Genomic DNA, 23,913 nt, shown 5'->3' with positions numbered 1-23,913 from the left:
CCTTTTTAAATTCGGTTTTTAAATTTTACTGCTGAATATCGCGTTCTTTCCGGCAATAAACCTCAAAAGTATCACCAAGCCCAAAAAAGTGGCTTGCAGCCGTGTAAAAAGCCCATTTGAGGCTGTTTGGTTTTGAACCGGCAAGATTTGGAAATCGTTCCGGATGATGGCCTGTGCTCAGGATTTTTTCGATTTTAAATCCGTATTTTTTTAAAATCGAAGAAACGCGGTTCGGTTCCCAAAGTGAATAGTGATCAGCCGGGCTGTTTTGGAAAAACGAATGAGTGTTAAACCTTCCGGAAACGCCTCCTGCAGAAGGCGTGCTGAATGCAAAAACTCCGCCTTTTTTCAATATTTTTGAAACAGCCTTGAGCACGCTGTCCAAATTTTGAAAATGCTCGATTACATACCACATCGTAACGGCGTCAAACTCATTTATTCCAAACTCGGCTGCAGCATCAAAAGCCGGAAAAGCGGTGCAGGTTGCAGGATAATGGAGCTTTTCCTGAACATAACTTACGGCCTCGGCGGAAATATCTGTTCCAAAAACCTGCCATCCGGCATCGTTTGCAGCATCCATAAACGGACCAAAAGCACAGCCTACGTCAAGAACCGCAGGAGTAATAAGTTTATGAGAATTTCGGAAAATATAGTCAATCACACCTGTTCGCCTTACGCACTGACTTTTTATTGATTCAAAATCTTCAAGATAAGTTTTTCCGTACTGTTTTTTGTAATTTTCAAAAAAATACTTTTCGTTGTAAGAAGTGTTTTCTGAATCTGCCGTATAAGACATATAAAGCATTCCGCAAGTATTGCAGCGGCGGAATGTGCGTTTGTTTGTCCGGCAAATAATCTGATCTTCAAAAGTCAGATGATCAGTCGTGCAAATCGGGCAGAACAGCCTTTTTCCCTTTGAAAGCATTCTGACAAATTTTCCCAAATCATTTTTTTCTGGAGAAAGCCGGGCAAAATGCCCCTCAGGGTAAAGCTCATTTACATCAGAAAGTGAAAATTCTGCGCCGATTTCGTTTATGTTCTGCGCCGAAAGACACTTAAATCCGTATTTTCTAGCAAGATTTACGTGAAGAGGAGTTGTTCCAAGAAGGACGACTGCGCAGCCTGCGGCAACCGCTTCAAAAGCAGTAAATCCGTAATGAGTTACGACAACATCGTAATTAAAAAGCTGCTCGCGCAAATTGTGCACAGGTTTTATAAAAGTGATTTTGTCTAAAATTTCAGGCTCAACGCGTTTTTCAGAAGCTTCAGGATTTTGAACAATGGCCGTAACTTTGTAACCGAGTTTTGCATAAGAAACCGAAGCTGGAACAACTAAATCGGCAGGATCTTCACCGCCGACAGTAACAAGAATTGATTTTATGTCTTCGGTATTCTTAAGTTTTTCCGTGCGTTTGTTTTTTGGAAGAGTTATATATGACGGATCTGAAATATTTGCAGGGCGCTGAAGTCCATAAGAAGGAATTATGTCCAGAAGGTAATCGCACAAATCCGTATTCAAAGAACCTTCGTCAATCGCAGCAAGAGGAGCAAGCGATGAAAGTTTTAACGCAAATTCCCGGTCTAAGACAAAGGCATCGGTTACAATGAGACTGTATTCGTCTTTTTCCGGAAGTGAATTGACTATCTGGCTTTCTGAAAAACCATCTTTTTTTGCCGCCTCGATTACTTCATCTTTTTCCTCAAGGTCTGCATCATCTGGAATATAAACATTTGCACCGATTGAAACGGCAATTGCAAGACAGCGGCGCAAATGGCCTGTTCCCTTTCCTTTTTTTACGCAAGGAACGCACAAAACAGGAAATTTTATAGAATCATCTTCAAAAGCATGAATAATTTCTTCACTCGTATAAGGCCCGTTTCCGCCGAGATTTCTTACAACCGTACAGGCGCGGCGATAATCCGCAAGAGTGTCGATTGTCGTTCTTAAAGACGGTCTGTTCCACTGAGAAGGTGAAGAAAGCATTACACTCGTAAAATTTTCAGGATGATTGTAGAGAGACGGGCCGACGTGTTCATGGTCATAAGGCTCTTCTGTCAAAGAAGCGGCTTTTAAAAGCGATTTTGCACTAAAAATTTCAACTCCGCTTCCATGCGGAAGCCCTGTATAAGTTATATAGTCGCATTTTCCAGTCTGAGAACGGCGGTTATACTGTTCAAGAAGAGAAACTGCGCAATCATAAAAAAGAAACGGATTGTCCGCAGTAGCACGAATTACCGTATCTGCCTTAGTTTTTTTTATCAAAAGGCAAAAACGTTCAAGAACGTCTTCGAGAGGACCTTCAAAAACACTAAAACCATTGCGCTTTGCAACCGGAGCAAGCTGTCCGCAACTTTCGCTGTCTGTCGCAAGATAATATTCATCTGCTGGAACTTTTTTCATAGCGGCAAGAGTCCAGTCAAGAACAGTTGAATTTCCGAGCGGCAGCAAAGCCTTTCCCGGAAGACGGGTGGAAGAAAGCCTGCATTGGACAACAAGAATCGTCATTTTATTTTTCCCCAGTTTTCTACAAGATATTTTGCATCGATTTTAAAACGGTATTTGTTTTTGGAAACCCAATTCCGGGCATCGCAAAACTGTCTGTAAGATTCAATTAAACCGCATCCTGACCTTAAAAGATATACAAAAAATGAAGATTTTGGAATAACTCCGTGATCTTCGTCAAAACGCGGAAGCAAATTTTTTAAGAAAAACCGTCCGTAGGACAAGTTCGCAGTCAAATTTTCAACAGGAAAATCATCTTCATAAGAAAAACTGTACAAAGTTGAAATTAAGACTTTTTCGCCCCAAAGCCAGGCGCGCATAAAAAAGTCCAGAGTCTGCCAGTGCAGAGAATTTATTGTGTAATCAAAACCACCGAGCTCAATAAATTTTTTTCTATTATAAATACCGATGTTATCAAGCGGATAAAGCGTTTTTAAACCGTCAGAAATCGAAGATGAGGCAAAAACATCAAAAGTTGAACCTTTTACAGTCGGTGAAAAAATCAAAGGAAAATTTGTAATTGAACCGCAAGTGAGCCGTGGACTGGCGCATAAAATCTTTAAGTCCTCAATTTTTTCAAGAACACGTGAAGAAATCAATTCGCCTTCGATTTTTAAATTGTCGCGAAAAACCAAAACATTTTCGCACGAAAATTCCGACATTCCGATATTTATAAGTTCGCCTTCGTTTACGTTTTCCAAAGGAATTACAAATTTTACTGACGGAAATTTGCGCGAAAGTTCATTTATATTGTAATTTTCATGATTTTTTTCGACCGAAACAATCTGCTCAAAACCCATTTTTATCAGTTTTTCCAAAATGGCAGAACGAAACTGGCTTCCTTTTCCATTTAAAAGCAAAAGCCCGGCCGGAAGTTTTATTTCGGAAGGAGAATCTTTTCCTCCAAGCACAGCTCGGTTTATCTGTCGTTCGTTAAAAATTAAAGGTATAGTATTCATCGCAGGCTCGGCATTTTTCGCAATAATTTTTATTCATGTGGTTCAAAACTTCTTTCTGAACTGAATCCCAAATTTTTTCAAAAGGCTCTCCAATTGCATTTCCGGCAATTTCCGAAATTCTTGATCTGCACAAAGGAACGCTTCCGTCTGAAAGAATATTCATATCGCGCCTCAAATGCCAGCAAACGTTCCGTTCTAGAGGAGAAAGGTCTGCGGGTTTTTCATCGCTCAAAAGCCCCGCGCAGCTGTCGTATTTCAAAATCACAAATTGTCCGCCAGAAGGAGAAGTTTTTTCTTTCCAAAAACGATAAAAACTTTCAAGCTGCTCTTCGTTTTCATTCATTCTTGTAAACTGCGGATAAACGTGCGATGGAAAAAATTGAGAAAGCATTGAAACAGTTTTTAAGGCTTTTTGAAAATTTGAGCCCGAGATTCCATTCATTTTTTCGTACATTTTTTCATCAACGCTGTCAAGCTGAACAGCAAAGTCAATGCGGCAAGAATTTTTTGAAGCTTCTGCAATTTTTTTTGCCTGCTCTTCAGAAAGGCAAAGTCCGTCAGTTTCGATAAAAAGCTTTAATTCAGGATATTTTAAAACTTCAAGCGCAAAATCAACAAAATCTGGATTTAAAGCCGGCTCGCCAAAAAGCGAAAATCCGACTGTTGCCTGAACCGAAAAATCTGCAATTTTTTTTACGAGAATTTTAAATTCATCTAGCTGCATAAAAGGCATTTTTTTGTCAGAAAAAAGTTTTCCGTAAGGACAGTAAAGGCTTTTTGTATTATAAGAATTTGAAATCTGAATATTGTAATAAGCAGGCAATGTCTGCTGGATTCCTGGCATTTTTTCTGCCAAATCAGAAATTTCGTAAACATTAAAATCTGGCGTCAAAAAATCTTTTTTTTGCATTTTTGCTTCTTCAAAAAGACGGACACAAGAAGTAAAACCAGATTTTGAAGAACATTCAAAGTTATAACGCAGCATCCGATAATCTTTATCTGAAATAACAGTTTCTATTTCAAAAGAATTTATATCCGAACTTATAATGGAAAAAAGCGCATCGCGGGAAGCAGGCTTTTCTCCAATTGATTTTTGAAAATTTTCCGCAAGACTTGCAATTATCGCGGCCGCTCCCCTGTCAATAATTTCCGGGGCAAAGCCACTTGCAAAACCGTCGGCAAAAGTATATTCAGCCTTGTACTGAACATGGGAAAATGCGAGCTCATCTGTAAGCTCTTTATTTAAAAACGGAGAATCCGCCCAGGCAAAAACTGCAAAATCAGCAGAATTTTGCGCGCACTGAGAAGCAATTTCCTTTGCGACAAGCGCATTCGTCCAGTCTTCGTGCTGAACAAGCAAAATCTCTTTTTTTTGAGGAAGACATTCGCTTATAAACGGAAAATTCTCTTTATTTGTAAAAATTACGGTTTTTATCGAATTTTCAACGGAAAAAGCCCATTCAAGAGTTTTTTCAAAGGCACAGAGAGAATCAAATTTTTTTTCATATCTAAAGCCAGGCTTTTCTCCGGCAAAAAGAATTACAAGTTTTTTCATTTTATATTTATCGGTTTTTCGATTGAACAAGATAAACTGATTGTATAAAATTGGAAAAAATTATGGCAACACAACTTTTTCCATCAGATACAGTTTTTTCAGTAACCAGTTTAACTTCGGTTATCAAGGAATTGCTGGAATCTTCTTTTGTAAACATAAGCCTTGAAGGAGAAATTTCCGGTTACAGACCAAATTCAAGCGGACATCTGTATTTTACATTAAAAGATGAAAATTCTCAAATAAGCGCAGTTATGTTCCGGGGAAAAACTTCTGGCCTGAAATTTGTGCCAAAAGACGGAATAAAAGTCCGCTGCACAGGTTCAATTTCGGTTTACGCTCCGAGAGGAAATTACCAGATTATTATTTCTAAAATGGAAATTGCAGGAGAAGGAAATATACTGCAAATTCTTGAGGAACGAAAAATGCGCCTGGCGGCAGAAGGTCTTTTCAATTCCGACAGAAAAAAAAGAATTCCTTTTTTTCCAAAAAAAATCGGCGTTATAACAAGTCCGACCGGCGCCGCTCTGAGAGACATTTTACAGATTACAAAACGCAGAAATCCGGCTGTAGAAGTAATTGTTTTTCCGGCTGTTGTCCAAGGAAACGATGCGGCGCCTTCGATTGTACGGCAAATTCAAGCTGCGAACGATTTTAAAATGGTAGATACGCTTATTGTCGGTCGTGGAGGCGGTTCAATAGAAGACTTGCTTCCTTTTAGCGAAGAATCTGTGGTTCGCGCAGTTGCCAAAAGCGAAATTCCTGTAATAAGCGCAGTCGGACACGAAATTGACTGGGCACTTTGCGATTATGCCGCTGACTGTCGCGCTCCGACGCCTTCGGCCGCGGCAGAAATTGCAGTTCCCCAGCTGATTGACATAAAAAACGATTTAAATGGCTATCAAAACGAAATGCTAAGCCTGATAAATGCAAAAGTCGAAAAAATGAAGCTTTTGCTAAAGTCATTCAATCCAGATTCGATGGAAATGCGGTTCAGGACAATTGAACAGCCTTATCTTATGCGGCTTGAAAATGCAAAAAATGCGCTGCAAACAAATTTTGACGAAAAAATTAAAAATTTCCGGCAGTTTTTACGTGAATCAGTTCAAATTCTGGAAGGAGCGAGCCCAAAAACGATTCTTGCCAGAGGATACTCAATGGTAAAAACCGCAGACGGAAAAATTATACGCAGTCAGACCGACGTAAAAAACGGAGAAAAAATCGAAATCTACCCGGCAGAAGGAAAAATTCTCGCAACTGTAGACTAAAAAAAATACGAGGAGAAGGAAAAATGACTTTTGAAGAAAACCTTGCAAAACTTGAATCACTCACAAACGACATAAAACGCACGGATATTTCGCTCGAAGACGCGCTTAAAGATTTTGAAGAAGGAATAAAACTTGCAAAATCCCTCGAAGCCGATCTCGACAAAATCGAAGGAAAAATCCAGATTTTGACCAACCAGCCTGTAAAAGCAGAAAAAAATCCGACAGGAACAGAAATTCCGCCGCAAATGGATCTTTTTTCGGCCGCTGATGCAGAAAATGGCACGGCAGGAGCGCCAGTACAGGGGTTAAGACAGTAAAATGCCGCAGGACAAAAAAGTGCGCAGAGCTGTAAGACAACTGAGTGCCGATGTTGCAAGAAAAATTGCCGCAGGAGAAGTAATCGACCGTCCAAACGCCATTGTCCGCGAACTTATGGACAATGCCGTAGACAGCGGAGCAGATTCAATTTCCGTAGAAATTTCCGGTGGCGGGATTGAAAAAATAAGAATTTCTGACAACGGTTCTGGCATGACAAAAGAGGATTTATCAGCCTGTGCCCGTCCGCACGCAACGAGCAAAATCGTAGACACTGCCGACTTGAACAACATAACAACTCTCGGTTTTAGAGGCGAAGCTTTGGCTTCAATCGCCGCAGTAAGCAGGCTTTCGATTTCTTCGGGAAACTGGAGGATGAAGGCAAGCATTTTAGAAGACCATCTGCTCGAACAGATTCCTCTTGTACAAAACGGAGAAGGAACAATCGTAATGAGCGAAGGTCTTTTTGAAAATTATCCTGCCCGCAGAAGATTTTTAAAACGTCCTGCATCCGAAAATATGCTGTGCCGCGAAACTTTTGTCGAAAAAGCGCTTCCGCGCCCAGACATCGCATTCCGCCTTACAACAGACAATTCGCTAAGGCTTGACTTGCCAAAAGACGTTACTTTGACAGAAAGATTTGTTTCCGCCCTTGAATTGAACGAATCAACCGAGAATTTTGCAGAATTAAAGGCTTGCGGCGGAAATGAATGGAATTTCAAACTTGTAATCGGCGAACCAACGGTTTACAGAAGCGACCGCAGGCAAATTTTTATCTACATAAACGGAAGGCGCGTTCAGGAATTTTCACTTTTGCAGGCGATTGAATACGGATGCCAGGGATTTTTTCCGAACGGAACACATCCGGTGGCAGCTCTTTTTGCGGAAGTTGATCCTTCGACCGTGGACTTTAACATTCATCCAGCAAAAAAAGAAGTTCGATTTAGAGACAGTTCAGCACTTCACCACGGAGTAAGTTCAACCGTAAAAGAATATTTCCGCTCATACGGAATCAAGAATTCCCAGATTTTTGAAGACAAGGACAACGAAGAACAGAACAATGTTCCGGGATTCGATTTTGGAGAAACCTTACCTTCAATAAAAATTTTGAAAAACCAGTCAAAAACGAATGAAAATTCCGAAACACAATTTTTCTCATCGCTTGCAACTCTCGCTCTTTCAGAAAATTCAAAACTTCAAGAAAAAAACGAAAATTCTGAAATCTCAACAAATTCTCAAAAAAAAGGCGGCGACCTGCGTTCAAGATTTTTTAATTACGACAGCACTCAGACAACACAAAAAACGCTTTACGAAAACCACTCTTACAAAAATGACCATATTTCCGAAAAATCGATCTCAAAACTTTACGAAAAGACAGAATTTCCGCAGTTCACAAAGCCAGACTCAGACGGTTTTTGCTACATCGGAACCGTTCTAAACTGCTTTCTCATAGCTCAAGTTCAGGACACAATTTATTTTATCGACCAGCATGCCGCCCACGAACGGATAATTTTTAACAAGCTTCTTTCGGAAAAAAAAGAAACACAGTCTCTTTTAATTCCTTACAAAATAACGACAGAGGACGAGTCCGAAGAAAAATATCTTGAAGCCGCGCTTCCATTTCTAAAAAATGCAGGTTTTACAGGAAAAAAAGCAGGCGAAGGAGTTTTTGAATTTTCGGAAGTTCCGGCAAGATGGAAAGGCACGCAAAAGGATCTTCAGAGCGCGCTTCTCGACAAGCTCGTAAAGCCAGAAGACATAATATACTCTGTCGCCGCAATGACAGCCTGCAAGGCCGCGGTCAAAGACGGATATGTTTTGGACAGAGCGGCAGCCGAAGAACTTGCAAAACAAGCCCTAAAACTTCCAGACCCGCACTGTCCTCATGGACGTCCAGTCTGGACAACGCTCACAAAGGAACAGCTTTTTGCCAGAGTAAGAAGAACTAGATGAGCCTTTGATGGCAATAAAAATATCGTCCGTTTTATTTTCTTAACTTAAACTCAACGCGGCGGTTGTATTCTTTATTCGCAGACTTTCCTTCTCCGCATCTGGCTTCCATCCTGTTTTCAGGAACGCCAAGTCCTTTAAGCCTGTTTTCGACAGATTTTGCGCGGTTAAGGGCGAGAATCTGCTCTTCTGTCGTCCACTCTTCTCCATCAGGATTTACATAGCCCGTAATAGTTACCCTGTATTCTTCGTATTTTTCATCAACCAAAATATCGTAAACTTTTTTGAGTGTCTGTGAATTCTGCTCAGTATTTACAAGCTCCGAACTGTTGATTTTAAAAGACAGAGTCGGAATCGCAATATTTACAGTGCCGTCAGGGTTTTCGCTTATTTCAACGTTTTTTGCGACGACAGGATCTTTTTTGCTCTTTGTGACCTCAACTTTTCCGCTGTCCTGGGCAGAAACTCCGAGCGCGTCCGTCACAGACATTTTGTAACTCAAACTGTTTCCGTCTTTCACAGTTTCGCCCGAATTAGTTTTCCCGTCCCATTCTATATTTTCCGGAGGAGTTCCAGTTCCGCTCTTCGAGTAAATTGTGCGGTTATTCATCTTAACTTCAAATTTCCAGTCTTTTACAAGCGCTTCGCTTTCAGACGAAACTTTAAAGCTGAGCTTATCGTCAATTCCGTCGCCATCTGGAGAAAAACTGTCGCTTTCAGGAACAAGAGTAATCTGAGGAACATTGCTAAAGCAGCTGAACGAATTTCCTTCCGCGTCTACGCTTCCATTATTCCTGTAATTGACAGAAATTTTTGCAGAAAACCTTCCGTCTGCCAACCGGCCAGAGTCCGTTTTTCCATCCCATTCAATTCTGTCAGGAAGTTTTTTGCCTTTTATAGTCTTTACGGTATTTCCGTATTCATCTGTAATTTCAAGAACATAAGTTTCGATTTTATTTCTGTCGGTCGCGCTGACATTAAAAATCTGCTTCTGCTGCCTTGAATTAGGACTGTTAGGAGAAAAACTTGCATTTAAAGCCTTTAGAGCTACAACACCAGCAGGAAGGCTGTAAACTGCGTCCGCAAGATTTTCCTGACCAAAGAATTCCTTTTTTTCATCCTGAACAGCAGCAGCTTCTTCATTATTTTCAAGTTCCGCCTTTTCCGGAACAAGAACAGGAGCCGTCGCAACGCTCTTTTCAACCGCTTCCACAACCGGCTCTTCTCCGCCAAACGCAATTTCAACAGGCTCATCTTCCGGCACAACTTTCAACGGTTCTTCCGCTTCTGTTTCGTTTTCGACAAGCTCATCTTCTTTTTGCGGAAGCGGAGGCGCCTTTACAATTTCAGAACGGACAAGCTCTTCGTTTTTTTCGTCATCCTCAACTTTTTCTTCAGGAATCTCATAATTCACCTTTTCTTTCTGTTCAACAATAACTTCATCATTTTTTACATTCGCAAAATCAAGGTCGATAAGCTCTGGCTTTTCTTTTGCACGCCTTTCGATTTCTTCACCAAGAAGAGAAATCAGCCTTTCAATCTCCGGCCTTTGGCTAGATTCCGGCTCAAGCTCAAGATATTTTTCGTAATTTTGTTTTGCGTCCTGCAGATGATCCTGCTTTAACTGCGCATTCGCCCTATTCAAATATGCAGGCCCAAAATTTTCATCTTCGCGGATCGCAATCGCATAACAAGCATCGGCCCTTGCATAATTTGTAAGCGCGTATGCAGAATTTCCAGCATTGTAGGCAAGAATTTTGTGGTCGGTATTTTCCTTTGTCAAACCGCGCGCGCAGCATGCAAGAGAACGGGTAAAATCTCCGGTCTGATAATACGCAACTCCCAAATGAATCCAAACATTCGGGTTTATATTTTCAAGCTCAACACATTTTTCAAAATACGGAATCGCTTCCGCAGGCTTGTTCAATCCAAAAAGTTTTTCGCCTGTTTCATAATCCTCGTTAAAAACCGTAACAATTTCTTCTTTTTTAACAGATTCCTTCGCATTTTTAGAAGCCGCATTTTTTTTTGCGGCAAGATTTTTCTTCGCCTGGGAAAAAACAAAAAAAGGACAAAAACAAATCAAAATCAAACAAAAATTTTTTTTCATATCAACAATATCGGCTTAAATTTTCTATAGATTAAGCGATTAAGACGGACGCCAACAAACTTTAAAAGCCCAGTTTTTTTGTCAGCAAAACAAAAAAAAACGCAAAAACCGGCTGCTTTGGGTTCCGCTTTCGCTTCATTGCCTTCGGCAACTTACGCCCTCCGCATCCGGCGTAAGCATTTTTGTATTGCGATTTTCCAAGTTTGACATATCCACGCCAAAAGTTTATTCTGTTCTTTTAGAAAAAACAAAAGTATACATTTTTATGGAGCCTAAGAAACATGGATAATCCGATTCAGCTTGTAATAATTGCAATACTTCTTGTAGGTGTAACATTTCTTGCAGTTGCCGTAATAAAATCCCTCGTGCAGCCAAAAAAACTCGATTCAATTAAAAAACTCATAAAAAACGGAAAGTATTCCGCCGCGGAAAAAATCGCAAAAGCAATGCTTGCAAAAGATCCACGCGATTATTTAACACATTACTATCTTGGAAGAGCGTATCTTGCGGACAAAAAAAACGAGCTCGCCTTAATGGAGTACAAATTCGTTGCACAAAATGCAATTTTCGATTCGAAAATTCCAGAAAAAGATTTCCGCAAACAGCTTTCACAGCTTTATTTAAAATTCAACCAGCCGGAAGAAGCCTTAAAAGAATTTTTGCTTCTTACAAAAATTGATCCTTCAAACGCAGAAAATTATTACAACTGCGGAAAAATCTACGAACAAAAAAACCGCGCAGACATGGCTCTCGGTTTTTACCAGAAGGCAATTCAGTTCAACCGCCGGCACGTAAAGGCTCACGCTGCAATGGGACTTTTGCTTTTCCGCTCAAAACAGTTTGCAGAAGCAAAAAAAGAAATCGACCTTGCAATCAGCCTTAGCCCGGAAACTTATTCTTCATACTACTATCTCGGAAAAATCTTAAAAGAAAACAAAGACTATCCAGGAGCCGTAAACGCGTTTGAGAAAGCGCTCCGCGACCCTGAATATCGCCAGCGTGCTCTTTTGGAGCGCGGCTCGTGCTATATGATGGCAAATTCTTTAGACAACGCGCTTTCCGAATTCGACCGCGCAGTAAAGGCTTCTAAGGACGAAAGTTCTCAAGAAACACTATATTCAAGATACTTTCTTGCTTCCTGCTATGAGCGCAACCGCGACATCGACAAAGCAATCGAGCAGTGGCAGATTATCTATAAGCACAATCATTCATTCCGCGACGTTTCTGCAAAACTTTCAGAATACAAGGATTTGCAGTCAAACGATGCAATGAAAGAATATTTAACCTGCTCTCAGGAAGAATTTATCGAAATCTGCAAAAAAGCGGCAATGGCAGGTTTTTCAATGGCTGTTCAAAAAGTCGAATCCAAAAAGTGGGGCTGTGTAATGACATGCACAGAACAAAAGGCTGACGACTGGATGAACGTCCGCAAGCAGCTTTATCTTCTTATTTTTAGCCGCGATACCGACGCAATCGAAGATTCTGTAATCAGAAAATTTCTCGATCAGTCAAAGGCTGTAAACTGTTCAAAAACAATAGTCTGCACTTCTTCCGGCTTTACAAGCTCGGCAACAGGGTTCGCAGAAAACCGCCCGATTGAACTAATCGGCAAAGAAAAACTCGAAAACATTCTTTCAAAAGCCGGCATTTAGTTTCATGAAAATACTCTGCGTTTCTGATCAGATTGACCCTCTCGTTTACAGTTCTCTCGCAAAAGAACGTTTTGCTTCTGTCGATGCAATTCTGTGCGCAGGCGATTTGCCTTCTGACTACATTGATTTTATAGTTTCAACCCTCAACAAACCGGCTTTTTTTATCTTCGGAAACCACAACCTTACCGAATTCAGATATTATCACAAACAAAAAAAGGCCCACAAAGGAGCGCATCCGACACTTCGCCAGGAAATAAGCATTCTCGACATGAAAGGCTGTTTTGGAGCAACTTATGCAGGTTTTAAAAATTTGCGCGACAAACATCTTCTTATAGAAGATTCAAAAACGCACAAAATCCGGCCGCTGCTCATTTCCGGAGTTTCCGGCTCAATGCGCTACAACAACGGCTTAAACCAGTACACAGAACGGCAGATGAAAATCGCACTTTTAAAAATGGTTCCAGGCCTTTTATGGAACAAAATCCGTTACGGTAAATATCTAGACATTTTTTTAACACACGCTTCTCCGCGCCATATTCACGATAAAGAAGATCCTTGCCACCGCGGGTTTGAATGTTTTAACTGGTTTATAAGAAGATTTTCTCCTTCGTATTTAATTCACGGACATATTCACCTTTACGACGCAAACGACCAGCGAATTACCACTGTAAAAAACAAAGGAAAAACAGAAACCATTGTAATAAATGCGTACAGCCACATAGTTTTGAATCTTTTTGCTTCCCCAGAAAATACAATAGGAGAATCTAATGTCTGAAAACCTTCTTTCTTCAGAAACAAGCGAAGATTTTGCAAAAGCAAGAAATAAAGCTCTCTTTAACGAAATACAGCATTTTTTAAATCCGGAAGAAACCACGCTGATTTCATTTTCCGACATAAAAAAAATGCTCAAACCAGTAAACGAAACTTATCTTGGCATGAAAACAGTTCCTGTAAAGCTCATAGTAGGAAGCGAATCCCGGTATCAGGATTTTGACAACCGTTTTTTTCCAAAAAAAATGCACTTAAAAACCCGTTGGGAACACATAGACATGGCGCACATAAAAGACATAAACCTTCCGCCAATCACACTTTATGAACTCGGAGGCCTTTATTTTGTGCGCGACGGCAACCACCGGGTGTCAGTAGCAAAGGCAAAAGGGGTTGAATTTATCGACGCGGAAGTTGTAAGCCTTCAAAGCGAAATTCACCTTAACCCGAAAGATTCTCTTCAAAAAATTACAAAGCAGGTAATAAGCTACGAAAAAAGAGTTTTTTATTCTGAAACTGGATTTGGCGATATTACGGATTATTGGGTTTTAGATTTTTCAGTTCCAGGACAATACGACGTAATCTACAACCATATTTTGACACATAAATATTACATCAACATGAACAAAACAGAAGAAATCGGAATGGATCAGGCAATTCTTTCATGGTTTAGAACGGTCTATCTTCCTGTCATCCGCGTAATCGACAGACATCACATCTTAAAATATTTTAAGGGCCGCACAAAAAGCGACATGTACGTTTATATAATTAAATACTGGGACGAAATCAAAACAAAATTCGGCAACGATTTTACAATTGACGATGCGGCAACCGCCTACACTTCAAAATTCGGAAAAAGTTTTTGGCGCAGGCTTTTAAACAAAATAAAAAAAATTCTATTAAAAAAGAAAATCGAAAAAGAGCAGCTTTAAAAAATTTATCCATAAAAAACTGCATTTTTAACGTTTTCGGCAAAATCTTTATCTTGACGGGAAAAAATAGCAGCATTACAATTCTTTATAAAAACATAACAAAAATGGAGAGCCTAAATTGTTCAACTCAGATGCAATTGCCTACCTTCCCCTTTTAGGAACAGCCATTCTGGCAACAATTCTTTTTATCTTTTTGGCAGTAATAAAAACACGAAAAACAGCAAAAGTAAGCTATCTTTCTTTTTTGTCGGTGCTTATACTGATTTTCGACTGCATTTATACGATTTTTAATCCTGGAATTTCAAATTTTGTATTTTTACTGATTCTTGCAACAGCGGTTTTAATTCCTTATCTCGTAATGCTCGCATTCGGCAAACCAAAAGAAGAAGTCTCAGAACAACCTGTTGATGAAGAAGAAATCAAAAAACCGGAAATCATAGTCGAAGACATAAAACCTGACGAAGTAAACCTTATCGAAAAAGGACGTTCTTTTGTAATTCTCGCTTCGGATTCTTTCGGAAGCAAAGAAGGAATGCAGAATCTTTTGGACTCGATAAACAAAACCTGTATGGAAATTACAAACGCTGACGGTGGCGCAGTTCTTATGGTTGACGATTTTGAAGATTCTATCAACGTAAAATCATTTTTGGGCGTTTTTCCGCCGCCATACAAGCTTCCAGCGGAACTTCCTCACAAAGAACTTCGTGTTTCAACAAGTTTTAAATTTGCAACATTCGCTCTCCGCGACAATATCTTTGGAGAAATCGCATCTTCTGGAAAAGCTGAAATCATCAACTCTCCAAAAAGCGATCCTCGCATTACAGAAAACGGTCCTGAAGATTTCTTAAAACTCGGAAGTTTTATCTTTATTCCAATCCGTTTGAGAGGTCGCGGTATTGTAATTGGACTTATCGCTCTTTCCAAAAATCCAGGCAAAGAATTTACCCAGAAAGAATTTGACTGGGCACTTACGCTTGCAGGATTTGCAGAATCAGCATTAAAAACAACAATTAGTTTTCAGGTTTACAACGAAAAAAACGAAATCTCAAAAGAAAGCAAAATTGCAGAAAACTTGCAGAATATTCTTCTTCCAAAAAAACTTCCGCCTTTGCAAGGAATCTCTTTCGGTTCTTTTACAATGCACACAGAAGGCGTATGTTCAGATACTTTTGACGTTCTTCCTGTACGTCAAGACCGCACATCTATTATTCTTATGGATGTAGCTGGAAAAGGGACAAATTCTTTCCTTGTTATGTCAATGCTCCGCTCAATGATTCGCCTTCTTGTAAACACTCCTCAGCCTGCCGGAACAATTTTAAGCCTTGCAAACCGGGAAATTTGCGGTGAAATAAATTTTGAGCACTTTGCTTCTGTTGCCCTCATAAACTACAATGCCGCAAAAAAAACAGTTCAGTTTTCTTCGGCAGGAACAACTCCTGTATTCCTTTATAATGCCCAAAAACAGACAGTTGAGCGAAAATCCCTCGCTTCCGAACCTCTAGGCGTTGAAAAAACAACATCTTACAAAGATATTCAGTTTACAGTTTCGCCAGGTGATATTATAATTACATATACTGACGGTTTGGTAGAAGCCTTGGATGCTTCCGGCAAACAGTATTCGCTCAACCGTCTTTTAAATATTGTAAAAACAAACAGCAAGTCATCAGGCAAGCAAATAGCAGATCTGGTAAAGGCAGATATGAAAAAGTTTGTCGGTTCGGAATTATTACACGACGATCAAACATTGCTGGCAGTTAAAATTCAGTAGAATAAAAAAGGAGTTTTTCTTATGGAACTGAAGATTCGGAAAAATGGTGAAGTTTATATCATTGACGTAAATGGAGAAATGGATCTTTACAATTCTTATAAATTAAAAGAATTAGTCATGAAAATGCTTGAAAAGAATGTAAAAAGTTTCATCATAAACCTTGAACAGGTTGACTACATCGACTCGTCAGGAATTGGCGCGTTGATTTACATCTGTTCAACAATCAAAAAGATGAATCTCAAGCTTGCCATCTCTAATATTCATGGTTCAGTAAAAAAAGTTATTGAACTCACAAAACTTATGGGCTACTTCCCTATTGCAAACAGCATCGAAGAAGCGCTTCTTATGGTAAACGAATAAACAAAAAAACAAGATTAAAACGGAGTAAAAAATGGAAAATCAGTACAAACTATTGCGTTCAGATGACAACGACCCGTTGTTTGATACAACAAACATGCTATATAAAGAATTTCCGTCAGATTTTCGCCAGATTCGCTACTTTACGCTTTTAATCGTTCAGTCGGCTCCACTCGAAATCAAGGAAATCAATCTCCTTGAACAGCAAATTTCTGAAGTTATTAAAAATGCGGTAAAGCACGGTAACAACTGCGACATCAACAAAAAAGTACGCGTATGGTACTCATTCAGCCCGACACACGCACATCTTATTGTAAAAGACGAAGGCGAAGGCTTTAAGGATCTCGAAAAATGGAACGAATTCAACAAAAAACGTATTGAATGTCTTCAGACACATAACTTTGAAGAACTTGCAAAATACGTTTCTTTCCGTACAAAAAAATCAGATGACCAGGACGGCGGCAATGCGCTCTTTGCTGCCCTCGAATACTGGGACGGCGGATATGTTTACAACGGAAAGCGCAACGGAGTAGCAATGCTCAAACGCTTCCAGAAAAAACACCACGGTGTTGCGGTTGAAGAATAATCTCAAAAAAAAGCAAAAGACTGTCCAAACGGGCGGTCTTTTTTTAGCAATTGCAATTTTTGAATTTATTTTTTACAGACGCTTTTTAGAACGTCAATTGTTTTTTCGGCGGTTTTGTCCCAGCTAAAACGTTTTGTCCATTCAAGTCCGCCTTCTTTTAATTTTTTACGCAAATTTGATTCCAATGCAATTTTTTCGATTGCATCTGCCATCTGCTCGATATTGTCGCTGTCAAAATAAACCGCATTGTCTCCAGCAATTTCTGGCAAAGAACCGCCAGTTGAACAGGCTACAGGAACTCCAGAGGCCAAAGCCTCAAGCACAGGCAAACCTACCCCCTCATTTATCGAAGGGAAAATACAACCTTCGCTCGCAGAATACAAAAGCGGAAAACTTTCGTGCGGAAAAAATCCTGTAATAAAAATATCTTGGTGAAATTTTGATTCCAAAATTGCTTTTTTTACGGATTCAATAGCTTTTTCTTCGCTTCCGGTCAAAACTAGACGATGTTCCAAATGTGTTTTTTCTTTAAAAAGCGAAAAAGCCTTTATGAGCTCGACATGTTTTTTTGAAGAAGAAGAAATTTGCGAAGGATAAATAAAATACGGTCTTTTTATTGCAAACGGTTTAATGTCCAAACGGGACGGTGAAAAAAGTTCCCGCGGATAAAATTCCGAATGGTTGATTCCGTTGTAGATTACAGTTATTTTTTCTTCTGGAACACCAAGTTTTATCAAGTCTTTTCTGATAAAATGGCTCGCCGCAATAACCTTTGAAACATTTTTTAAGCCGAAGAGAATCCTTTTTGTATGATTTTTTAGGATTTCGTCTTCATAAAGCTCTGAAAGAACATCATAAACAACGGCAACTCCTGGAACTGTGCAAAAAAGAGGAATATAGCGCGCGCCGGCAGCATACAAAACTGCATCGTACTTGTGATACATTGCAAAAATATTTGAACAGCCGTAATGCCACAATGTTTCATAAAAACGGCTGTCTGGAAGCTTTACAGAAGAATAGGAAAGTCCGTTTTCTGCACCGTAAGTGTAGCGGTCAATTTCCGAGCCAAAAATCTCAAACGTGCAGTCAGCAGAGTTTCTTAGCTGGGATGATAAAGAAGAAAGATAAGAACCAATTCCAGATTTTCCATGTCCACAGCCAAAACTGTCAATTCCGATTTTCATATTCCTTTGATTATAGCAAACATTTTTTTTACGTGCTATAGTTTTTGTATGTCAGAAAAAACAACCTTCAATTCATTGAAAATTTCAGAAAATTTGATAAAAAAACTCGAAGAAAATCAAATTACAGAACCAACAGCCGTTCAGTCTCAGGCGATTCCCGTTATTTCAGAAGGAAAATCTCTGCTTTTTCAGAGTGAAACCGGAACTGGAAAAACATACGCTTACGTCCTGCCTCTTTTGACAAAAATTGAATCCGAGGAAAATCCACAAAAAAATATAAAGATTATGGTTGTAGCTCCAACTTTTGAGCTTGCAAGTCAGATTAAAACACAGGTTAAAAGCATAAGCGAAATAAAAACATGTCTTTTAATAGGAGGTACGCCGATAAAAAGACAGGTTGAAAATTTAAAAGAAAAACCTGCCGTAATAATAGGAACACCAGCAAGGCTTTTAGAACTTTTTAACCTGAAAAAAATAAAACTTGAGAACCTCGATGCAGTTGTGCTTGACGAAGTTGACCGGCTTATTGCACCTGAGCTTCGCGATTTTACGATGGCCCTTTTAAATTCGCCAAAAAAACACGTTCAGTTGATTGCAGCAAGCGCAACAATCACAAAATCAACACAAAAACTGCTTGCAGGAACAAAAATAAAGAGCGACGGAAGCTTAGAACACGAAGTTGAAACTCTTTTTTTGCCGCCGGAAGATGTTTTAAGAAAAAGAATTACGCATCTTGCGATTTTTTCAGAACGGCGCGACAAAATCGACACGCTCCGAAAAGTTATTCTAGCTGAAAAACCGTCTAAATGCCTTGTTTTTACAGGAAAACTCGACCAGGTGGAAAACATTGTCTCAAAACTGAATTTTAAGGGAATCGAATGTTTTGGTCTGCATGCAAAAACCGACAAAGTCGCAAGAAAATCTATGATAGACAGGTTTAGAAGCGGAAAAATAAAAATTCTCGTAACAAGCGACCTGGCAAGCCGCGGGCTTGATATTCCGGAAATAAGCCACATAATACAGATGGACATGCCTTCAAATGAAGATTTTTTTGTACACAGGGCAGGACGCACAGCGCGCGCAGGAAAAACAGGAATAAACATTGTAATCGGCGATGAATACGAAATGAATCAATTTGCCCGGCTTGAAAAAAAACTCGGTCTAAAAGTTTATCCAAAAATGCTTTTTAAGGGAAAACTAGTTTCTCCTTCCAAAATAGAAGAAAAAGGCGAATAAAGGGCGCGGACAGCGATTTTTTTTACTGAAGGGAAAATTTTAGCCCCGGCTGTAATGGCGGCAAAGCCGTTCCAAAGCGAAGCGGAGGAATAAAACCATGAAAGACGGGCCGCGGTACACAAAATGTGCTCCGGAATAAAAAAAACGCCTTAATTGAAACACGCTGCCTTTATTGCTATAATAGAAAGATACCAAAATTTGATTTTTCGCGGAGTTTAGAAAGTGTTTCTTAAATGTCTGGATATTTTCGGTTTTAAATCTTTTGCCGACAGAACTCATATTGAATTTGCAGATGGAATTACCGCCTTGCTCGGGCCAAACGGCTGTGGAAAAAGCAATGTTGTCGATGCGGTAAAATGGGTTCTTGCAGAAAACAAGGCAAAAAATCTCCGTGCAGATACAATGGAATCTGTTATTTTTAACGGAACCGAAACACGCCCTCCTCTCAATATTGCGGAAGTTACGCTCACAATTGCAAACGAAAACGGACTTCTGCCTCTTGAAGAGTCTGAGATTGCATTAAAGCGCCGGCTGTACCGCTCTGGCGAAAGCGAATATTATATTAACAACAGGCAAGTCGGTCCGACAGAAATTCGTCGTCTTTTTATGGATACAGGCGTTGGAAAAGCAGCCTATTCCGTTATGGAACAGGGAAAAATTGACCAGATTCTTTCGTCAAAACCGGAAGACAGACGCTATCTTTTTGAAGAAGCGGCCGGAATCAGCCGTTCAAAAGCGGAATGTGCCGAAGCTGAACGAGAACTCGAACGCACAAGACAAAATCTTGCCCAGATTGAAGTCGCGCTGATCGAAAACAAACGCAGCTACGAAACTTTAAAAGTTCAGAGCGAAAAAACAATCAAGTACCGCAAATTTAAAGATGATATTTTTAACTGTGAACTTGACCTTCAGCTTTTGCGCCTTAAAGAATTTACACAGGACAAAGCGCGCCAGGAAACGACAAAAAAAGAACTCGAAGAAAAACGCTCTGCCGTCCAAAAAGAAATTGAAGAAATTCAGGCGGCTCTCTTTGAAAATAACGACAAAATCAAAGACTTGCAGACAAAAATGAATTTTCTGCAGGTTGAGCTTGCTAAAGTCCAGACCGAAAAGACAAACAAGCTTCAGCGCGCGCAGGAATACAATCTTCAAGCGAACCAGATAAAAGAAAAAATCGGAATTCTTGAAGTAAAGCAGAATTCGATTCAGGAAAAAATTGACACCTTTAACGAAGAAATTGACGAGCGCGAAGCCGATTTACATTCAAAAAACAGGCAGCTCGACAGCGTAAAGCAAAACATCGAATCCTTTACGCAAAATATAACTTCTTCAAGTGCAAAAATTACGGAAAATGACACTCTTTCGGCAAAAAGCGCAGACGAAATTGAAGAATTAAACAGACAAATTGCAGATTATCAAAAACAATTGGGCGAAATAACAGAAGACATCGTTAAAGAGCTCGATGCAAAATTAAAAGATTCGGGATATTCAAGCAATGCGGCAAAATCTGCAAAAGAAGAAGTTGAAAACTCCCTCGCAAAACTCAAAATTTTTGCTGAAGGACGGAAAAATATTTTTTCTGACTACGCATCAATTACAGGCCACTCAGAAAGCGAAAACGAAAAGCTCATTCAGGACGCAATCAAGGCTTTTGAGGAAATTTCATTAATCAGCGTAAACATTGAAGAAGCCGTTTCTAAATACGAAAAGGCGATGCCGGATTTTATCGAGGATTTTACATCTCCGGAAGGAATTATCACAAAAAAACGTGGAATCGATTCAAAAATCCTGGACATAAACTCGCAAATTGAAAAAATCAACGAAAGAATTGCCTCTTACAAAAGCGAAAACAGTGAGCTTGTAAAAAAAATAAACGAATACCGCGAAACCTTAAACCAGCTGCGCGTAACCGAAGCTTCGATGGCTCAGGCAATTTTTGGAGTCAAGCAGAATGTTGAAATTTTGCGCCGCTCGCTCGTAAGCGAGCAAAACAACCTTCGCCAAAATCAGGAAGAATTTGAACAGGAACAGAGAAGACGCGACGAACTTAACGAACAGATTATCGATGTTCAAAGCGAACTTGCGGCGATTGAACACCGCGGTCAAAAATGCGCCGACGAAATGAGCGAAATCAACAGCGAAATCGTGCGCTGCAATTCTTCTGTAAGCGGAACTCAGAACAAACTCGACAAAAAACAGGAAGAACAGAGAAAAATTCAATTCCAGTACGAAAAACTGGCAATGGACTTAGTAACAAGCGACAACGACATACGAAACATAAAGCAGAACTTTATCGACACTCACAGCCGCGATCTTATGGAATTTGAAGAGCGTATGTACAAAATAACAACTTCTTCGGCAGTTTTGCGCGAAAAACTTGCAAAAACCCGCGAAGAATTAAAAGCGCTCGGAAGCGTAAACCTTATGGCGCCAGAAGAATTTGGAGAGCAAAAGGAACGCTACGAAAAATTGCAGTCAAGTTACGATGACACAAACAAATCGCTCGAAAACTTAATCCGTGTTTCTGAGGAAATCAAGACAAAGTCGACAGAAATGTTCCTCGACACTTACAACAAAATCAAGAAAAATTTCCACAATATGTTCCGGCGTCTTTTTGGCGGCGGACGAGGAGAACTTCGCCTTGTAGATCCGCAAAATGTGCTTACTTCGGGAATCGACATTTACGCCGAACCTCCTGGAAAAAAGCTCCAGAACATTGCGCTTCTTTCCGGCGGTGAAAAAACTATGACGGCAGTCGCGCTCCTCTTTGCAACTTATCAGGTAAGGCCAAGTCCGTTCTGTCTCCTTGACGAAATTGACGCCGCTCTCGACGACAAAAACGTTTCAAGCTTTGTAACCGCGCTGCGTTCTTTTGCAAAACTTTCGCAGTACATTGTAATTACGCACAACAAAAAAACCGTAATGGGCGCAAGCACAATGCTCGGTGTAACCATGCAGGAATCTGGTGTTTCTAAAGTTATGACAATGCGTCTCGACAAAGAAATTTCAGCTGAACCAGACGAATCGGAAAAAGAATTTATCGAAGAAGATGTTCCTCCGGAAGAAAATGTCTACATTCCTCCGCGTCCGGCAAAACGAATTCACAATCCGGACGGAACTATAACCGATCCTGAAATTGAAAAATTCCGTGCCGAAGCAAAAGAAGCCGCAAAGAAATCAAAGGCAGCAAAAATCGCCGAAGATGAAAAAAAGTCGGCGGAAAAAGCTGCTTCTGACGACAAAAAATCGGAAAATCAGGAAAAAACCGAAGAAAAACAGAAGTAAAAATGGTTGATTTTGATGAATTAAAAGAAAAAACAAGTGATTTTATTCGCGAAAAACCTCTTTTGGCAAGAATCAGTGCATTTTTTTTGATTTTTTTTGTAATTGCGCTAATAGTAGTTTTTATTCAATCAGGAAAACCAAAGGCAAAAACCTTCGAAAAACCGGAAAATGTCTTGACTTCAGAGCCAATGACGCCCGAATATCTGGAAATCGAAAAAGATTATTATTTGTCGCGAAAAACAGAAAATTCTTGGAGCGACGAAGAAATAAGCAAATATTTCTCAAAACCAGATTCAAAGCTCATTGAAGAGCTTGAAAATTCAAACGACAAAATTATTGACGAAATTACAGGAGCGGCGCCTTGATGAAAACTAAAGCCAGAACTTTTTTGTTTTTATTTACATCCGTTTTTTCTCTTTATATTTTAAATTCTTGTGCCTCTTCGCCAAAAAACGAAGAAAATTTAACGCAGGAAGAACAGATTTCTGACAAAAAAACTGAAGAAATTCCAGAAAACTCATCCGAAAACAAAGAAATTTCTCAAAATCCTGCTGCAAATGAAGAAATTTCAGAAAAAAGCCTAGAAGAAAATTTGCAAGATTCAGAAAATACGCAGAACAAATCAGAAAATGACGAAAACCAGCTTTCTGAAAAAATCGATGAAGACGAACTTTTGTCAGAAAGCGAGAACGAAACAGAAGAAACTCATGAAGACTTTGTTGAGCCGGAAGTAAAAGATTCACCTTTGGAGGAAGAAATAAAGTCTTCCACAGATGAACAAAATCCAGAACCAAGCGGAACCGAAGAAAACAAAGCGCAAGACATTCCAGAAAAAAACGAAGACGAACCAGAACTTCAGCAAAAGGCAGTAGAAAATGAAAAAAATTCCGAAGAAGAAAATCCTCAGACAGACGAAAATTTGGAACTGAACGAAAATTCTATGGAAAATCAGGAAAACTTGTCTCAAGACGAACAAAAACCTGAGAACAAAAACGAGCTTTCTGAAGAAATTCAGGAAGAGCCGGCCGAAAAGGCAGAACAGGCCGAAAACGATTCTCAAAAAGCCCCGAGCCGCTCAATGACCGCAAAAAACAACCAGTACGTTGACATAATTTATCCGGGACGCGGCTGGATTTTCATGGGAGAAGACGAAGGCAAAGACCAGATTTTGAGATATTTTGGACGAAAACTAGGAACAGAAAACACGACTTTTACGCTCCGCACAACAAAAAGCGGAGAAACAGTCCTTCATTTTTACAAAAATGACGTTTTAAAAGGCGAATACATTGACGATTATCTGGAGATAAAAGTTCTTGAAGAATCGGCAAAACCGAATGAGAGGGCAAAGGCTCCTTCTTATGAAGAATCAGTTCCGCAAAAGCCTGTCCGCCTCGAAAAAAAAGCAGAAGGCAATGGAGAAACTCAAAAAACTGACGAAATAAAAAATACTGAAGAAAAAACTTCTGACAATGAGCAAAAACTTTCTTC

18 protein-coding genes are annotated in these 23,913 nt (G+C 39.7%); 13 read left to right on the top strand and 5 right to left on the bottom strand.

The window, feature by feature from the left end; all coding sequences use genetic code 11:
- Positions 1 to 25: 25 nt before the first annotated feature.
- Genes B2X33_RS05640 through B2X33_RS05630 form a run of 3 tightly spaced genes read right to left on the bottom strand, consistent with a single transcriptional unit; the run spans position 26 to position 5,017 of the window.
- The gene (locus B2X33_RS05640; protein ID WP_296668251.1) at positions 26 to 2,506 is read right to left on the bottom strand and encodes a cytidylyltransferase domain-containing protein; all 2,481 of its coding nucleotides are present in this window, start codon (positions 2,504 to 2,506) and stop codon (positions 26 to 28) included.
- Positions 2,503 to 3,462, bottom strand: coding sequence for a hypothetical protein (locus B2X33_RS05635; protein WP_296019870.1), 960 nt, complete (start codon positions 3,460 to 3,462; stop codon positions 2,503 to 2,505). The genes B2X33_RS05640 and B2X33_RS05635 overlap by 4 nt, the downstream gene beginning before the upstream one ends.
- Positions 3,437 to 5,017, bottom strand: a complete 1,581-nt coding sequence (locus B2X33_RS05630; RefSeq protein WP_296668249.1) for a spiro-SPASM protein — start codon at positions 5,015 to 5,017, stop codon at positions 3,437 to 3,439. Before B2X33_RS05630 ends, B2X33_RS05635 begins: the two co-directional genes overlap by 26 nt.
- Before the next feature lie 62 nt (positions 5,018 to 5,079).
- Here B2X33_RS05630 and xseA point away from each other — a divergent pair, with 62 nt between their 5' ends.
- From xseA to mutL, 3 genes are read left to right on the top strand one after another with little or no spacing between them, the layout of a single operon-like run.
- The gene (gene xseA / locus B2X33_RS05625; protein ID WP_296668247.1) at positions 5,080 to 6,282 is read left to right on the top strand and encodes an exodeoxyribonuclease VII large subunit; all 1,203 of its coding nucleotides are present in this window, start codon (positions 5,080 to 5,082) and stop codon (positions 6,280 to 6,282) included.
- Positions 6,283 to 6,305: 23 nt separating this feature from the next.
- Positions 6,306 to 6,599, top strand: coding sequence for an exodeoxyribonuclease VII small subunit (xseB, locus tag B2X33_RS05620; protein WP_296019878.1), 294 nt, complete (start codon positions 6,306 to 6,308; stop codon positions 6,597 to 6,599).
- A gap of 1 nt (position 6,600) precedes the next feature.
- A complete protein-coding gene (gene mutL / locus B2X33_RS05615; protein WP_296668245.1) occupies positions 6,601 to 8,550 on the top strand; it encodes a DNA mismatch repair endonuclease MutL in 1,950 nt (649 codons plus the stop codon).
- A gap of 31 nt (positions 8,551 to 8,581) precedes the next feature.
- Here mutL and B2X33_RS05610 read toward each other — a convergent pair whose 3' ends face one another.
- Positions 8,582 to 10,657, bottom strand: a complete 2,076-nt coding sequence (locus B2X33_RS05610) for a FlgD immunoglobulin-like domain containing protein (RefSeq protein WP_296668243.1) — start codon at positions 10,655 to 10,657, stop codon at positions 8,582 to 8,584.
- Between the two features lie 281 nt (positions 10,658 to 10,938).
- Here B2X33_RS05610 and B2X33_RS05605 point away from each other — a divergent pair, with 281 nt between their 5' ends.
- From B2X33_RS05605 to B2X33_RS05580, 6 genes are all read left to right on the top strand, one after another.
- Complete coding sequence (locus B2X33_RS05605; protein ID WP_296668241.1) at positions 10,939 to 12,309, top strand: tetratricopeptide repeat protein; 1,371 nt, start codon at positions 10,939 to 10,941, stop codon at positions 12,307 to 12,309.
- Positions 12,310 to 12,313: 4 nt separating this feature from the next.
- Positions 12,314 to 13,084: a metallophosphoesterase gene (locus B2X33_RS05600; protein WP_296668239.1), complete on the top strand. Its 771-nt coding sequence runs from the start codon at positions 12,314 to 12,316 to the stop codon at positions 13,082 to 13,084.
- Positions 13,077 to 14,009 (top strand): transcriptional regulator, encoded by a 933-nt coding sequence (locus tag B2X33_RS05595; protein WP_296019889.1) that lies wholly within the window; start codon positions 13,077 to 13,079, stop codon positions 14,007 to 14,009. The genes B2X33_RS05600 and B2X33_RS05595 overlap by 8 nt, the downstream gene beginning before the upstream one ends.
- A 118-nt stretch (positions 14,010 to 14,127) precedes the next feature.
- Positions 14,128 to 15,777: a GAF domain-containing SpoIIE family protein phosphatase gene (locus B2X33_RS05590; RefSeq protein ID WP_296668237.1), complete on the top strand. Its 1,650-nt coding sequence runs from the start codon at positions 14,128 to 14,130 to the stop codon at positions 15,775 to 15,777.
- A 21-nt stretch (positions 15,778 to 15,798) separates the two neighbouring features.
- Entirely contained in the window at positions 15,799 to 16,137 is a 339-nt protein-coding gene (locus tag B2X33_RS05585; protein ID WP_078930302.1) for an anti-sigma factor antagonist, read from the top strand.
- 31 nt (positions 16,138 to 16,168) lie between these two features.
- A complete protein-coding gene (locus tag B2X33_RS05580; RefSeq protein WP_296019897.1) occupies positions 16,169 to 16,720 on the top strand; it encodes an ATP-binding protein in 552 nt (183 codons plus the stop codon).
- A gap of 65 nt (positions 16,721 to 16,785) precedes the next feature.
- Here B2X33_RS05580 and B2X33_RS05575 read toward each other — a convergent pair whose 3' ends face one another.
- Positions 16,786 to 17,904 carry a glycosyltransferase family 4 protein gene (locus B2X33_RS05575; protein WP_296668235.1) on the bottom strand — a complete coding sequence of 373 codons (1,119 nt, stop codon included), beginning with the start codon at positions 17,902 to 17,904 and terminating at the stop codon, positions 16,786 to 16,788.
- Between the two features lie 48 nt (positions 17,905 to 17,952).
- Here B2X33_RS05575 and B2X33_RS05570 point away from each other — a divergent pair, with 48 nt between their 5' ends.
- From B2X33_RS05570 to B2X33_RS05555, 4 genes are all read left to right on the top strand, one after another.
- Positions 17,953 to 19,140: a DEAD/DEAH box helicase gene (locus B2X33_RS05570; RefSeq protein ID WP_296019902.1), complete on the top strand. Its 1,188-nt coding sequence runs from the start codon at positions 17,953 to 17,955 to the stop codon at positions 19,138 to 19,140.
- Between the two features lie 222 nt (positions 19,141 to 19,362).
- The gene (locus B2X33_RS05565) at positions 19,363 to 22,425 is read left to right on the top strand and encodes a chromosome segregation SMC family protein (RefSeq protein ID WP_296668233.1); all 3,063 of its coding nucleotides are present in this window, start codon (positions 19,363 to 19,365) and stop codon (positions 22,423 to 22,425) included.
- Positions 22,426 to 22,427: 2 nt separating this feature from the next.
- The gene (locus tag B2X33_RS05560) at positions 22,428 to 22,790 is read left to right on the top strand and encodes a hypothetical protein (RefSeq protein ID WP_296668231.1); all 363 of its coding nucleotides are present in this window, start codon (positions 22,428 to 22,430) and stop codon (positions 22,788 to 22,790) included.
- Positions 22,790 to 23,913 (top strand): DUF8523 domain-containing protein (locus B2X33_RS05555; RefSeq protein ID WP_524539502.1); only part of this gene is annotated, 1,124 nt, incomplete at its 3' end. The genes B2X33_RS05560 and B2X33_RS05555, both read left to right, overlap by 1 nt.

This window comes from Treponema sp. UBA785 (assembly GCF_002297065.1).
Classification (GTDB): Bacteria; Spirochaetota; Spirochaetia; order Treponematales; family Treponemataceae; genus Treponema_D.
Note: the sequence above shows the minus strand (reverse complement) of the source record. Positions and strands in the feature narration are given on the sequence as shown.